The 13,086-nt window shown below is 57.6% G+C and carries 14 protein-coding genes; 11 read left to right on the top strand and 3 right to left on the bottom strand.

Features of this window, described 5'->3' with window-relative positions:
• Positions 1-10: 10 nt before the first annotated feature.
• The gene (gene sohB, locus ACL2XO_RS15925) at positions 11-1,057 is read right to left on the bottom strand and encodes a protease SohB (protein WP_413724562.1); all 1,047 of its coding nucleotides are present in this window, start codon (positions 1,055-1,057) and stop codon (positions 11-13) included.
• A 306-nt stretch (positions 1,058-1,363) separates the two neighbouring features.
• Here sohB and ACL2XO_RS15930 point away from each other — a divergent pair, with 306 nt between their 5' ends.
• Both ACL2XO_RS15930 and cobO read left to right on the top strand, forming a co-directional pair.
• Positions 1,364-2,122: a YciK family oxidoreductase gene (locus ACL2XO_RS15930; RefSeq protein ID WP_132921414.1), complete on the top strand. Its 759-nt coding sequence runs from the start codon at positions 1,364-1,366 to the stop codon at positions 2,120-2,122.
• A gap of 15 nt (positions 2,123-2,137) precedes the next feature.
• The gene (gene cobO, locus ACL2XO_RS15935) at positions 2,138-2,728 is read left to right on the top strand and encodes a cob(I)yrinic acid a,c-diamide adenosyltransferase (protein WP_132921413.1); all 591 of its coding nucleotides are present in this window, start codon (positions 2,138-2,140) and stop codon (positions 2,726-2,728) included.
• 176 nt (positions 2,729-2,904) lie between these two features.
• On the opposite strand, the gene rluB is transcribed toward cobO, so the two are convergent.
• Positions 2,905-3,792, bottom strand: a complete 888-nt coding sequence (rluB, locus tag ACL2XO_RS15940) for a 23S rRNA pseudouridine(2605) synthase RluB (RefSeq protein ID WP_413741027.1) — start codon at positions 3,790-3,792, stop codon at positions 2,905-2,907.
• Positions 3,793-4,294: 502 nt separating this feature from the next.
• Between rluB and ACL2XO_RS15945 the strand changes: the two genes are divergently transcribed.
• The 9 genes from ACL2XO_RS15945 (at position 4,295) to ACL2XO_RS15985 (ending at position 12,260) form a co-directional block, all read left to right on the top strand.
• Positions 4,295-5,284 (top strand): hypothetical protein, encoded by a 990-nt coding sequence (locus ACL2XO_RS15945; protein WP_413741028.1) that lies wholly within the window; start codon positions 4,295-4,297, stop codon positions 5,282-5,284.
• 455 nt (positions 5,285-5,739) lie between these two features.
• Positions 5,740-6,492 (top strand): GntR family transcriptional regulator, encoded by a 753-nt coding sequence (locus ACL2XO_RS15950; protein ID WP_165934100.1) that lies wholly within the window; start codon positions 5,740-5,742, stop codon positions 6,490-6,492.
• Positions 6,489-7,412 (top strand): carbohydrate kinase family protein, encoded by a 924-nt coding sequence (locus ACL2XO_RS15955; protein WP_413741029.1) that lies wholly within the window; start codon positions 6,489-6,491, stop codon positions 7,410-7,412. Before ACL2XO_RS15950 ends, ACL2XO_RS15955 begins: the two co-directional genes overlap by 4 nt.
• A 17-nt stretch (positions 7,413-7,429) precedes the next feature.
• A complete protein-coding gene (locus tag ACL2XO_RS15960) occupies positions 7,430-8,281 on the top strand; it encodes a BtpA/SgcQ family protein (protein WP_413724565.1) in 852 nt (283 codons plus the stop codon).
• Positions 8,278-9,012, top strand: a complete 735-nt coding sequence (locus ACL2XO_RS15965; RefSeq protein WP_413741030.1) for a hypothetical protein — start codon at positions 8,278-8,280, stop codon at positions 9,010-9,012. The genes ACL2XO_RS15960 and ACL2XO_RS15965 overlap by 4 nt, the downstream gene beginning before the upstream one ends.
• A 9-nt stretch (positions 9,013-9,021) precedes the next feature.
• Complete coding sequence (locus ACL2XO_RS15970) at positions 9,022-9,345, top strand: hypothetical protein (RefSeq protein WP_413724567.1); 324 nt, start codon at positions 9,022-9,024, stop codon at positions 9,343-9,345.
• On the top strand, positions 9,326-10,090 hold the full coding sequence (locus ACL2XO_RS15975) for an ATP-binding cassette domain-containing protein (RefSeq protein WP_413741031.1): 765 nt from the start codon (positions 9,326-9,328) through the stop codon (positions 10,088-10,090). The genes ACL2XO_RS15970 and ACL2XO_RS15975 overlap by 20 nt, the downstream gene beginning before the upstream one ends.
• Positions 10,087-11,286 (top strand): ABC transporter permease, encoded by a 1,200-nt coding sequence (locus ACL2XO_RS15980; protein WP_413741032.1) that lies wholly within the window; start codon positions 10,087-10,089, stop codon positions 11,284-11,286. The genes ACL2XO_RS15975 and ACL2XO_RS15980 overlap by 4 nt, the downstream gene beginning before the upstream one ends.
• A 23-nt stretch (positions 11,287-11,309) precedes the next feature.
• On the top strand, positions 11,310-12,260 hold the full coding sequence (locus tag ACL2XO_RS15985) for an ABC transporter substrate-binding protein (protein ID WP_413741033.1): 951 nt from the start codon (positions 11,310-11,312) through the stop codon (positions 12,258-12,260).
• A 181-nt stretch (positions 12,261-12,441) separates the two neighbouring features.
• Here ACL2XO_RS15985 and ACL2XO_RS15990 read toward each other — a convergent pair whose 3' ends face one another.
• Complete coding sequence (locus ACL2XO_RS15990; RefSeq protein ID WP_132921402.1) at positions 12,442-13,062, bottom strand: L-threonylcarbamoyladenylate synthase; 621 nt, start codon at positions 13,060-13,062, stop codon at positions 12,442-12,444.
• Between the last annotated feature and the right edge of the window lie 24 nt (positions 13,063-13,086).

Here is a 13,086-nt window from a genome sequence, read left to right on the forward strand (position 1 = left end):
CCGCCTATATTCATAATAAGGGCTTTTCCCCTTTCTGCCACCAATGCAGCAGCCGCTGTTCGATACTCAAGGCCGCACTGTCGGTGAATCGCGAAAGCAAACGTTTCCGGCGTGCATATTTGATGTTGATGACCTCGTGATTAGCCATTTCGGCAATCAGCAGTTCATCGCTGGTGCCGATGCCGTCCACCAGCCCCTTCTCCCTTGCCTGGCTGCCGTACCAATGCTCGCCGGTAGCCACGGCTTCAATATCCAGCGACGGACGCATCTCATGCACGAATTGTTTAAATAATTGATGTGTTTCATTGAGATCTTGCTGGAATTTCTGACGGCCCTGCTCGGAATTTTCGCCAAACAGCGTCAAGGTTCGTTTATACGCACCGGCGGTATGCAGTTCCACATCTATATCGTTGCGCTTTAGCAGGCGGTTGAAATTAGGAATTTGCGCCACCACCCCAATGGAGCCGATAATGGAAAACGGCGCGGCGATAATGCGGTCGGCAACGCAGGCCATCATATAGCCGCCGCTGGCGGCCACTTTATCCACCGCCACGGTGAGGCGAATGCCTTTGTCGCGCAGGCGCTGCAGCTGCGAAGCGGCCAACCCGTAACCATGCACCACCCCGCCTGGGCTTTCCAACCGCAGCAGAACTTCGTCCTGCGGTTTGGCAACCGCCAGCACCGCGGAAATTTCTTCCCGCAGCGAGGCCACTTCCCCCGCATCTATGCTGCCCTTGAAATCAAGCACATACAGACAGGATTTCAGCGGCGTTTTTTCGCCGCGTTTGGCGCGATTGCGCGCCAGTTTGGCATCGTGCTTTTCCTCTTTTTTGTAACGTTTGTGCCAAATGCGCTGTTCCGCCTCTCCCATGCGGGCCAGCTGCATTTCGCGCTGCATTTCGCGGTAATGCTTACCCAAATCGGTGACCTGGAGCTCACCCTTGCGTCTGCGCTGCCGCTGGCGCAGCCCTACCGCCAGCAGCATAACGGCCCCGATAGCCGCCACCACGGTAATGGCTTTCGCCAAAAAAAGTCCATAGAGAGAGAGGAATTCCATTTTGCCACCTTGCTGAATTGTTTTCGTTGTGGCTTATTCTAGCTAACAGCCGGGGTCTCGTCGTCAGAAAATTCGGAATATTCCGCCCTATAATAGTGATAAATCTTGTTTTTCCCGCCGGCCCGCCTCCGGAGGGGAAATCGCGATGGGACATCCGCCGGCATTGGCTGGGCATACATTGAAATCACCCACCGTTTCAGGCATAAAAGAGAGATCCTTCCGGCCATCGCCCGGGTAATTAAGCGTCCTGCCCGCAAAGCAAATAAAAATAAGCGCAGTAAGCAATAGTAAGCAGAGGAGTCCGACGTGTATTACCAGCCCGCAAACAATCTACTGCAGCAGCGTATCATTATGGTTACCGGCGCCGGCGACGGCATCGGGCGTGAAGCGGCGCTGACCTATGCCCGTTACGGCGCATCGTTGCTGCTGCTGGGCAGAACGGAGGCGAAGCTGGCGGCGGTGCGGCAGCAGATCGCCGATGAAGGCGGTGCGGATGCCCGTGTGATCACGCTGGATTTATCACAGGCCGGCGAGCAGGAGTACCGGCAGTTGGGGGAAGCGTTGATGCGGGAAATCCCCCGGCTGGACGGGCTGCTGAATAACGCCGGTTTGCTGGGAGAAATAGCGCCCATGGCGCGGCAATCCGCCGACAGCTGGCGTAACGTCATGGAAGTGAACGTCAACGCTACCTTTTTATTGACCAGGGCCATGCTGCCGCTGCTGCTTAAAGCTTATCGGCCGTCGCTGATATTCAGCAGTTCCAGCGTCGGCCGGCAAGGCCGTGCCAACTGGGGGGTTTACGCGGTGTCGAAATTCGCCACCGAAGGCATGATGCAGGTACTGGCGGATGAATATCCCGCCGCCCGGCTCCGGGTCAACTGCATCAATCCCGGCGGCACCCGGACTGCCATGCGCAAAAATGCTTTTCCCGGCGAAGACGCCGAAAAACTCAAAACGCCGGCGGATATTATGCCGATTTATCTGTATCTGATGGGTGACGACAGTCACCGCAAAACCGGCATCAGTTTTGATGCCCAGCCGGACCGTAAACCGGGACCGGCGTGAAAACAGGATGACACCATGAGCGAAGAAAGGCACCAGCAGCGCCAACAGCGATTAAAAGAGAAAGTGGATGCCCGTATCGCCGGGGCGCGAGAGGAGCGGGGAATCGTGATCGTTTTTACCGGCAACGGCAAGGGGAAGACCACCGCCGGTTTCGGCACCGTTACCCGGGCCGTCGGGCACGGTATGCGCGCTGGGGTAATTCAGTTTATCAAAGGTCAATGGCCGAACGGTGAACGCAACCTGCTGGAAGCCCACGGCGTGGAGTTTCAGGTGATGGCCACCGGTTTTACCTGGAATACGCAAAATCGGGTAACCGATCGCGCCGCCGCACAGGAGGTTTGGCAGCATGGTTTGCGGATGCTGGCGGATGAAACGCTGGATTTGGTGCTGTTGGACGAACTGACCTATATGGTGACGTACGATTATATCGATTTATCCGAGGTCATTGAGGCGCTGCTTCGTCGTCCCCCAAACCAGACGGTGATTATTACCGGGCGCGCCTGTCATCGGGAGCTGTTGGATCTGGCGGATACGGTGAGCGAACTGCGGCCGGTTAAACACGCTTTTGATGCCGGGATCAAGGCTCAGCAGGGTATTGATTGGTAGGGACGGTGACCCTTTAACAGGTTCGCTGCACGATCGATGTTAGCGGGCCTACCGTGCCATGGGGCGCTCCGGCGGGCGGTAAAACCACGCCCGCTTCGACCCCATCAGCGCTGTCTCCCTTTAACATGCCGGCATGAAGCTTCCGTGATTAGGATTTAGCTGGCCCTGGCCGCACATTATGCGCCGGAATTGCGTTTGCTGCTTTGGCCGCCGCCGCGGCGGGTGGGAGCTACCTGGCTGTGGCGTTTAACCGCCCGGCGGATCTGGTTGGCTTTCATGCGGCGGCGTTCACGCTCCACCGGCATTTTGCTGACCGTCTCGGCGGGCAACTGCACCATTTCACGCAGGTAGTTGATTTCCAGCAGGCTGAGTTCGGTCCAGCCGCCGCGGGGCAATCCCTTGGGCAGGGGAATATCGCCGTAGCGGGTACGAATCAGGCGGCTGACCTGTACGCCCACCGCTTCCCATAACCGCCGCACTTCGCGGTTGCGCCCTTCATTCAAGGTGACGTTGTACCATTGATTCAGGCCTTCGCCGCCTTGGAAGCTCAGTGACTTGAACGCGGCGGCGCCGTCTTCCAGCTGAATGCCTTTGGTCAATTGGCGAATTTTCTCATCGTCCACCTGACCGAACACCCGCACGGCGTATTCACGTTCCACCTCGCACCGGGGGTGCATCAGGCGGTTGGCCAATTCGCCGTCGGTGGTGAACAATAACAGGCCGGAGGTGTTGATATCCAGGCGCCCTACCGCCACCCAGCGTGAACCGGAAATTTTCGGCAGACGATCAAAGACCGTCGGGCGTCCGTCGGGATCGCGGCGGGTACAGAGTTCTCCCTCGGGTTTGTAATAGGCCAATACCCGGCATACCGATTCCTCGGTGGCGGTAATGCTGACCACATGACCGTCCACGCGAATTTTCATTGAGCCGACGACTTCGACCCGATCACCCAGCGTGGCGATTTTACCATCGACGCTGACGCGGCCTTGTTCAATCAGGGATTCAATTTCTCGGCGGGAACCATGCCCGGCGCGGGCCAGGACTTTTTGCAGCTTTTCGCTCATTGAGCAACCTCGATTGTCGCCTTCACAGGCGTCTAATGTTAATAAACAAGGGATTGAACAAATTCTACCCATTGCTATACAATGAAATTCAGCGTTTAAGAGTGTCATAAAGCCTGTTGCGGAATAGCATGCACACTCCTTTTTGCGGGCGAGTATAATACCCTAACTTAACGCTAAAAGCTTGTACGCATTTCATCGGCCGGCATTGGACGTTCCCCGATCTCGCGACATGCCGTGACTAAAACGGTATCCATGCGGTAAGGGCCCTGATAGTAGCGAGGACGCCAGGGGCCCCCTGGAATTCGGTCAAACCAATAATATATGTTGAATATTTTTCATAAAATAGAGTCAAAATTTGAAAGTTTTATTTATAGTAAATGAAATATAATTTAATAAATTAAATATGATTGCATTATCAAGGCTGTAGCATCATGCAGATTAAAGTATATACGCGGCATTGACACAATTTTATACTTACTTGCGCAAAACAAGGAATTTAATAATGCATAATATTTCGGGCCCAGCAAATTGGGACATACCAACCAGTGCTAAAGAAACTGTTGAATTTACCTCAGGTAGCAATAAAGAATTACATTTTTTAAATACCCTTAAAAATATTGGAAATACCGCGGATGATCTTGTCGCCGGCGCCCCATACCATAAAAAAACAGGGGATGACTTACTGTTAAGTATTTTTTCCACAGGCATACTTAAGGCTGATTTCGCCAGCAGGATGGGCATACCATCAGATGCGATCTCCGAGGCTTCGTCTATTGACCATGGAGAGATGGGGAAAGCCCTGACAGCGGATGAAACATTAAAAGTGCTTGAAAACGTGTTGAAAACCGTGCGTTTTTTGTATAAAGGGAGCAGTATAAAATCTTCTAATAAAATAAAAACCAATCGCGATATGTATCATATTCAAGAAACGCTTTTTTATGAAATAGAGTCGCAAAAACTGTTCGAAAGATCTACCCAAAAAGCATTGGAATATTGCGTTACGCATGAATTTGGAAACTGCGGTGTAATGGCACGTATCGCCTATGCGTTGTGTCATAAGCTTGGGTTGAAACCAGGATTGGCTTTGTTCAAATCAGATGGAAGTTTCGCGCATGAAGTATGCCGAGTGAAGGTAAACAATGAATTTTATATGGTTGAAGCCTGGGCTAATTATATATGCCATGAAAATGATTTTTTATCCATGTTAAGAGATAAAATGGTCAAATGGAATTTGGCTGGGAAAAGCATTACAAATGGGACACCTTTCGATTTTATTGGGGAAGAGGAATTTGAAATACCGAAGAATGCGCTGGCATCTCCTGATGATGCTTTGAAATTAAAGTTAGTAAAATCTCAGCCAATTAAGGGAGAGCATAATATTGTCAGCGCGGATTTCTTCACTTTTTTGGGAGATAAGCTCGCCGAGAAATTTTCCACAAAAAGATTAAGCGCTAGCGGCGCGGCAGTTCAAGCAACCGCCCCTAGCGTGTAAGCTAATCCTGCGGATAAGCAGGGCATAAGCTCTCTCTATTGGCCTCATTCGGGTCTTGAAATACGCGGGAGCTAGTTTTGGTCCTACGGGCAAAGCACAGCTCCGCGTGCTCGTGATTATCGTTATCCCCTGCCTTTGCATCCCGTCAAAGCCCTAAACCTTCAAAAATCAGCGCTGTCTTGAGATTCTCATTATCCGTATTCGTCTCATACGTAGATTCGCATCACCTTGTCATAATTATTTCCTATCAATCTTTACACAACGCTTTTTAATGTTAACAAGAAATTCATTGTCATCTTTCAACTGGCTGTTTCTTTTCCATAAAACCCCGAATGTCTTGCCGTCATAACGCCAGAACCATATGATTTTAATAATGATTTATCCTAACTGCCTATATTGACAACAATGTCATGACATTCAATTATCATGACATTAAGGTTAACAAGGCGTTAATTATGGATTGGGATCAGCACGGGTTGCTCTCCGGCCCGCAGCCTCTTTGGTGGCAGATAGCCGAGCGATTGCGGCGGGAAATCGAGTTTGGCGGATTTAAGCCCGGCGATATCCTGCCCTCGGAAGCGGCGTTGAATAAGACCTTCGGCGTCAGCCGCACCACCGCCCGCACCGCACTGGACAAACTGGAGCAGGAGGGATTGATTACCCGCCGCGCCGGCAAAGGCTCAATGGTGCTGCCACCCCATGTGTTGCAACCCTTGAATCAAATGTCCAGTTTTGCCGAGGATATGCGGCGGCGGGGATTCACCGCCGGTTACGCCACCCTCGCCGCCCGTATGGCCGCTATGCCGCCGGAAGCGGCTGCCGCACTGGGCATGGCGGAAAACGTCAAAGCCTTTATGGTATCGCGCCTGTTAAGCGCCGACGGGTTGGCCATGGCGGTATCTCACTCCTGGTTTTCGCCGTCGCTGTTCAGCCGGCATCCCCTTCCCACCGTCGCCGAACTCAATTCCGGCTCTCTCTACGCTTGGCTGGAGCAGCACTGCGGCTGCCGCATTATCGGCGCGCGGGAAACCATCAGCGCCGGCATCGCCGACGGCGAGCTGGCGCGACTGCTTACCATCGCTCGCGGTACGGCGGTGCTGATTGCCCGTCGGTTAAGCCATGACAACCAGCGACAGCCGGTAGAGTTTGCCACGGTGAGCTACCGCGCCGATCGCTACAGCTTCACCATCGATCTGGTGCGATCATGACGGCGGACGGCAAAGCTTTATTTGTGGGAGATATCAGCCTGGATACCACTCTGCTGATGGAAAAAATGCCCCAGCCCGATGAAAAGCTGCTGGTGAGCATTACCAATGAAATGCCCGGCGGCGTGGTGACCAACGCGGCGCTGGCCTGCCGGCTGGCCGGCGCCTCGGTCGGCCTGGCGGTGGAAACCGGCGATGATTTATTTGCCGAGGGCTTGCTGGCGCCGCTGCGGGCGGCGGGTATCGACGTTACCGGCGGACGCAGACCCGGCCGAACCTGCCGCGCCATCGTTTTACTGGACGCCCAGGGAGAAAAGCGGCTGCTGCTGGAACCGGGCGTATCCATGTACCCCGGCGCCGATCTGCTGAGCGGTCTTGATTGGCGTGGGGTGGGCTGGCTGCATACCGCCGTTTACAGCGCCGCCGCCGAAAGCGTCATCGAACATTGCCGGCATGCGGGTATACCCTGGTCTATCGATTTGGAACCGGCCACGTTTATGGCCGGCCTGGCGCCGCTGCATCCTGTGCTGAACGGCGCCGAAACGGTGTTTTGCAACCAGCGGGCCCTGGCGCAAATCGGCGATGAGCCGGTAGCGCGGTTACTGGCGCTGGGGGTCAGATCGGTGGTTTGTACCCTTGGTCCCCAGGGCGCACGTTATGTTTGTGCCGAAGCCAGCCATGATGCCCGTTTTATCGGTACGCCCGCCGTGGTGGATACCACCGGCGCCGGCGACTGCCTGGCGGGCTGGTTTATCGCCCGGCGCCTGGAGGGTTTATCCGTTCCCCTGGCGCTGCGTGAGGCGGTTTACGCCGCCACCTACAGCTGCGGCGGGATGGGGGCGCAGTCTTCCTACCCCACCCGCGAACAATTGATTCGATTCGAGAACGCCCCGGCCGGCTATACCGCCGGGACAAATGAATAATGACCAAGAGAGAGATTATGGCCGCACCCATCGTACTGCCCGAGAAACCCGATATGCTGGCAGCGCTTTTCCCGGTGAAAAAACCGGTGATAGGCGTTATCCATCTTAATGCGCTGCCCGGCGCGCCCCGTTACCAAGGGGAGACCATGAAGTCCATCGCCGCGGCGGCGGTGAGGGATGCCCTGACCCTGTCAAAAGGGGGCATCGACGGCATTATCGTGGAAAATGCCAGCGATCTGCCCTTCTCGCGGCCGGAACATATCGGCCCGGAGACCGTGGCGGCGTTAACCGCCGTCTGCATGGAGGTCCGTGGCGCGGTGAACACCCCCATCGGCATCACCTGCGTGGCCAACGGCGCCATTCCGGCGCTGGCCATTGCCAAAGCGGTGGGCGCACGCTGGGTGCGGGTAAATCAATGGGTCAATGCCTATGTCGCCAATGAAGGTTTCATCAACGGCCCGGCGCCGGAAGCCATGCGCTATCGCGCCATGATTGACGCCCGCGACGTGGCCATCTTCGCCGATGTCCACGTCAAGTTCGGCGCCCATGCCATCACGGCGGATCGCAGCATTCCCGAACAGGCCACCGACGCGGAATGGTTTGACGCCGATGTGCTTATCGCTACCGGTACCCGCACCGGCTCCCCCACCGAGCCCCGCGAAGTCGACGAAGTGCGCGGCGGCACCAACCTGCCGGTCATCGTGGGCTCAGGGCTGTCGCCGAGCCAGGTGCCGACCCTGTTCGCCGCCGCCGACGGCGCCATTATCGGCCAGTGGCTGAAACAGGATGGCCGCTGGTGGCTGCCGGTGGACGCCAAACGGGTGGAGGAGCTGATGAATGCGGTAATAAAAGTCCGGGAGGCGTTATGACCCTGCTCACCGGCGAGACCGAGGTATTCAGTTCAGAGCCGGCCGCCTCCAGTGGCTGTGTGGTGGCGTTTTTGGCCAAACGGCAGACGGACGGCGGACCGGCGATTTATGGCGACGGGGATTACCGGCGGCTGATGGCGGTGCTGGAGCAGCTGCGCGACGAGGGATGGCTGTTGTCGTTTCGGGCCATGTTCGACCCGCAGAGTAACGTGCGCCCTATGGCCCTTGACAGCGGCTTCGCCCATCCATGGGATCTGTCCGGCGCCTTCGAAGCGCCGGGATTGAGCGCGGCGCTGGCGGGCACGGTGCGCCTGGAACAGGCGGGCTGGGGCCGGCTGTTCACCACCGAATGGCTGCTAGGCCCCCGTGAGTTCGCCACCGTCCGGGGTTCAGGGCCGGTCCTGGAGCGCAACTGGGGGTTTATGGCCCTCTGGGAATGGAACGATGCCTGGTGCGAGGCGACGGCACAACAGCGGCGCGACTATGACGCGGAATGCGATGTCGCCTTTAAAGGGGATTTGGCGCTCAACATCAATATCGCCGGTCGCCACCGGCTGGACTGGGCCCATAGCTGGCACCACCTGGGCATTTGGGAAACGGACCGGCCCGAAACCGTCGATAAAGCCATCAGCGGCCATGAAGACGCCGCCGATTTTATGTTTACCACCTCTCGGCACGTAGTGGGCAAAGTCCGCCCGCTGGCCGAACTGCTGCTGCCTGAACGCGCATAAGGAAAACACATGTCAAACAGTCTCTGGATTCATTATGCCCGCCCGCGGCCCCATTGGTACCGCCTGTCCGAAACGGAGCGGCGGGAAAAACAGGCCCGCTGGGACCAACTGGCGAAACAGGCAACCCAGGCCGGCGCGGCGCGCATCGGGGTATATCATATTCGCGGCCAACATGATTTCCAAACCGTGGAGCTTTGGCATTTTCCCGACGCGGAAGCCGCCTTTGCCCATTGGGCCAATTTGACCGCCGCGGCCTACAACGAATGGTTCGCGTTTTCCAATAATATTGGCTTGCCGCTGGAGAATTCCGCTTATGAGCACGCCGGTTCTTGAAGCCCGCGGCATCAGCCGTCATTTCGGCCATGTCAAGGCGCTGGAAGGAGTGAGTTTCCGCGTCTATCCGGGCGAGATCTGCGCCTTGATCGGCGATAACGGCGCCGGTAAATCGACGCTGGTGAAAATCCTTTCCGGCGCCGACCGGCCCGACGGCGGCACGATCCTTATAGACGGTCAGCCGGTGAGCCTGGCCTCCCCCTCTGTGGCCCAGCAGTTGGGTATCTCCACCGTTTACCAGGACTTGGCGCTGGCGCCGGAGTTAACGCCGGTGGACAACCTGTTTTTAGGCCGCGAGGAGCTTTTGCCCGGTCTGCTGGGAAAACTCGGCTGTCTGGACCGGGCCTCGATGCGGCGCAAGGCGGTGGGCCAGTTCGCCCGGCTGGGCGTGTCGCTGCGTTCGCTGAAAGTGCCCATATCCACCCTGTCCGGAGGCCAGCGGCAGTCGGTGGCCATCGCCCGCGCCGCCATGTGGGCGGACCGGGTCATCTTCCTGGATGAACCCACCGCCGCCCTGGGGGTAGTACAGACCGAACGGGTGCTGGAATTGATAAGACAGGTTCGCGCTTCAGGCATCGCGGTGGTGCTGATCAGCCACAATATGCCGCAGGTGCTGGAAATCGCCGACCGGGTGGAAGTGCTGCGCCTGGGACGCAGCGTCGGCCAGCTCTCCACCGCCGGCGCGCGGGTGGAAGATTTGGTCACCGCCATGACCAGCGGCACCGCCGCCGAGGAGTCCCGATGAAAAATACGCTCTCTCCGTCCGATTCAGACCCGGTACAGTTGGCCGGTGAACCGTCCCAGGGACCGGGCAGCCGTCACGGGGCGGCGTATTCCGCCGGTGATCCGCCCCAGGCGTCGGGCAGCCCTCGCGGGACGGCGGACAACGGTCATCACGGAGAACAGCAGCGTCCGTCAACGGACGGTGCGTCACCCGCCGGCCTGCGGGAATTCCTGGCGAAACTGCTGGGGGGCGGCTGGATCTGCCTGCTGCTGATTGCCCTGATTGCGCTGTTCTGGCTGCTGCGTCCGGCGCAGTTCGGCTCAGCCTACAATCTGTCGCAAATCGCCATCAATGCCGCCATCCTGCTGGTGCTCTCGGTAGGCCAGACTTTCGTCATCATTGCGGCGGGCATTGATTTATCGGTGGGGGCGGTGCTGGTCTTTTCCTCGGTCATCTCTGCCCAAACCATGCTCTATCTCACCGGAGGCGCAGGCACTACCTTCGGCACCACCGACGCGGGCTGGGGCATTATCGCCCTCGGCACGCTGGTATCGCTGCTGGCCGGCGCCCTGTGGGGCGCGCTGAACGGCTTTCTGATCGCGGTGGCCCGCATTCCGGCCCTGATTGTCACCCTCGGCACTTTCGGCATGGCATTAGGCCTGGCGCAAATCATCAGCGGCGGCGTGGATGTCCGGGCCATTCCCGAACGGCTGGTGGACGTTATCGGCAGCGGCGATATCGCCGGCATACCGATGCTGGTGGTCATCGCCGTCCTGGTGACCTTAGCGGCGGCGGCGGTACTGCATCTTACCCGCTTCGGACTGCATGTCTTCGCCACCGGATCCAATATGGAGGCGGTCCGCCGCGCCGGGGTCAATGTGCGCAGGCGGCTCGTCGGGATTTACATGATTTCCGGCGCGCTGGCGGGCATGGCCGCCGTCATGTCCAATGCCCGCTTTTCCACCACCACCATCGGCGGCCACGCCATGGACAATCTCTCCACCATATCGGCGGTGGTATTAGGGGGAACCAGCCTGTTCGGCGGCATCGGCAGCGTGGCCGGCACGGTAATCGGCGTGTTTATCCCGATTATCCTCTTGAACGGTTTTGTCATTCTCGGCATACCGCCTTTTTGGCAAACCGTCGCCATGGGCGCGGTATTGATTCTGGCTGTGTGGATCGACCAACTGAAACGTCGGGCGAGAGAACGCGGTTAACCTTTGACCTTAACGGAGTATATATGATGCGTAAAACAGTTCTGTCGACTCTGATCTGCACCCTGGCCATGGGACTCGCCCTGCCGGCCGCCGCCAAGCCCGCCGGCAGCGTCGCGCTGGTATTGGGGGTAAAGGGCAGCCCCTTTTACCAGGCGCTGCAATGCGGCGCCCAGGAAAAAGCCAAACAGGCCGGACTCTCTTTAACCGTCTTCGCGCCGGATCAATTCGCCGCCGACAGCCAGATTCCGGTGGTTAACGCCGTCACCGCCACCCAGCCGGCGGTAGCGGCCATCGTACCCACCGATATGCAGGCGCTGGTGGCGCCCATGAAGCAGTTGGCTGCCCGGGGCGCCAAGGTGCTCACCGTCGATCAGACACTGCACGATACCTCGTTCCTGGCGACCCAGATTATCACCGATAACGAACAAGGCGGCAAAATGGCGGCGCAAGCCATGAACCGTTTGCTGAACGGCAAAGGCAAAGTCCTGGTGATTACCCAGCCCCCCGGTTCGGCGGCGCAGGATGCCCGTGAACGGGGCTTCGCCGAACAGATCAAGGCCTATCCCGGCATAACCTATCTCGGCCCGCAGTACCAAAGCGACGACCCGCAGAAAGCGGCGGAAATCGTCACCTCCGCCCTGTCGGCCCATCCGGATTTGGCCGGGGTGTTCTCCACCAACGATCAGGGGGCCATCGGCGCCATCACCGGCCTGCGTCAGGCCGGCGCGGTGAAACGCGTCAAGCTGGTGGCCTATGACGCCGCCACGGCGGAAGTCAATGCGCTGAAAAACGGCACTATCGACGTGCTGATCGCGCAAAATCCGAAACAGGAAGGGGAAGCGGTGGTGGATATCGCCCTCCAGCTGCTGGCGGGCAAGACAGTGGCGAAAACCACATTGACCGACATTGTCGCCATCGCCGCCAACGAGCCGGAGAAAGCGGATCGCTACGAATACAAGGCGGATTGTCTTTAAGCCGGAGCGCCACATGGCCCGGTAACCCGCGATCACCGGCGCCATAACCGGGCGTGTTAAAGGGAGAGCGCGCCGATGTGGTCGAAGCGGGCGTGATTTTCCCGCCCGCCGGAGCGCCACATGGCACGCTAGGCCCGCGATCATCGGAGCATGAACCACGCGTGTTAAAGGGAGACCCCGCTCAGAGAAAAGGCGAAATATCCCCGACCCCTTCCCGCACCACGCGCGGCGTATCGTCGGTAAGATCGATAACGGTAGTGGGCTGCTGACCTAAAAAGCCGCCGTGAATCACCACATCCACCTGTTTGGACAGATGATCCTTGATGCGCTCCGGATCGGATTCCGCAAAATCGTTACCCGGTAACATCAGGGTGGTGGACATCAAAGGCTCATTCATGTTTTCCAGCAGGGCCAGGGCAATGGGGTTGGACGGCACCCGCAAACCGATGGTTTTACGCTTCTCGTTCATCAACCGCCGCGGGACTTCCTTGGTGGCCTTCAAAATAAAGGTATATTTGCCCGGAGTATTGTTTTTCATTAATCGGAACGCCTGGTTATCCACATGGGCGTAAGTTGAAAGCTCGGACAGATCGCGGCACATCAGGGTAAAATTATGATCGCTGTCCAGCTTGCGGATCCGGCAAATACGCTCCATGGCATTTTTGTCCTCCAGACGGCAGCCCAGGGCATACCCCGAATCGGTGGGATAAACGATAACCGCGCCTTTACGCAGCTGATCCACGGTTTGGTTAATCAATCGCGGCTGTGGATTCTCTGGATGAATGGTAAAAAACTGACTCATTAACACTCCTTAGCTCGTCTAGCG

The organism is Sodalis sp. RH15 (assembly GCF_047324255.1).
Taxonomy (GTDB): domain Bacteria; phylum Pseudomonadota; class Gammaproteobacteria; order Enterobacterales; family Enterobacteriaceae; genus Acerihabitans; species Acerihabitans ligni.

What these genes read in the sequence shown, in the direction of transcription:
- sohB (WP_413724562.1), bottom strand. Translation starts at nt 1,057, where the DNA reads ATGGAATTCCTCTCTCTCTATGGACTTTTTTTGGCGAAAGCCATTACC.
- cobO (WP_132921413.1), top strand. Translation starts at nt 2,138, where the DNA reads ATGAGCGAAGAAAGGCACCAGCAGCGCCAACAGCGATTAAAAGAGAAA.
- rluB (WP_413741027.1), bottom strand. Translation starts at nt 3,792, where the DNA reads ATGAGCGAAAAGCTGCAAAAAGTCCTGGCCCGCGCCGGGCATGGTTCC.
- ACL2XO_RS15945 (WP_413741028.1), top strand. Translation starts at nt 4,295, where the DNA reads ATGCATAATATTTCGGGCCCAGCAAATTGGGACATACCAACCAGTGCT.
- ACL2XO_RS15950 (WP_165934100.1), top strand. Translation starts at nt 5,740, where the DNA reads ATGGATTGGGATCAGCACGGGTTGCTCTCCGGCCCGCAGCCTCTTTGG.
- ACL2XO_RS15955 (WP_413741029.1), top strand. Translation starts at nt 6,489, where the DNA reads ATGACGGCGGACGGCAAAGCTTTATTTGTGGGAGATATCAGCCTGGAT.
- ACL2XO_RS15960 (WP_413724565.1), top strand. Translation starts at nt 7,430, where the DNA reads ATGGCCGCACCCATCGTACTGCCCGAGAAACCCGATATGCTGGCAGCG.
- ACL2XO_RS15965 (WP_413741030.1), top strand. Translation starts at nt 8,278, where the DNA reads ATGACCCTGCTCACCGGCGAGACCGAGGTATTCAGTTCAGAGCCGGCC.
- ACL2XO_RS15970 (WP_413724567.1), top strand. Translation starts at nt 9,022, where the DNA reads ATGTCAAACAGTCTCTGGATTCATTATGCCCGCCCGCGGCCCCATTGG.
- ACL2XO_RS15975 (WP_413741031.1), top strand. Translation starts at nt 9,326, where the DNA reads ATGAGCACGCCGGTTCTTGAAGCCCGCGGCATCAGCCGTCATTTCGGC.
- ACL2XO_RS15980 (WP_413741032.1), top strand. Translation starts at nt 10,087, where the DNA reads ATGAAAAATACGCTCTCTCCGTCCGATTCAGACCCGGTACAGTTGGCC.
- ACL2XO_RS15985 (WP_413741033.1), top strand. Translation starts at nt 11,310, where the DNA reads ATGATGCGTAAAACAGTTCTGTCGACTCTGATCTGCACCCTGGCCATG.
- ACL2XO_RS15990 (WP_132921402.1), bottom strand. Translation starts at nt 13,062, where the DNA reads ATGAGTCAGTTTTTTACCATTCATCCAGAGAATCCACAGCCGCGATTG.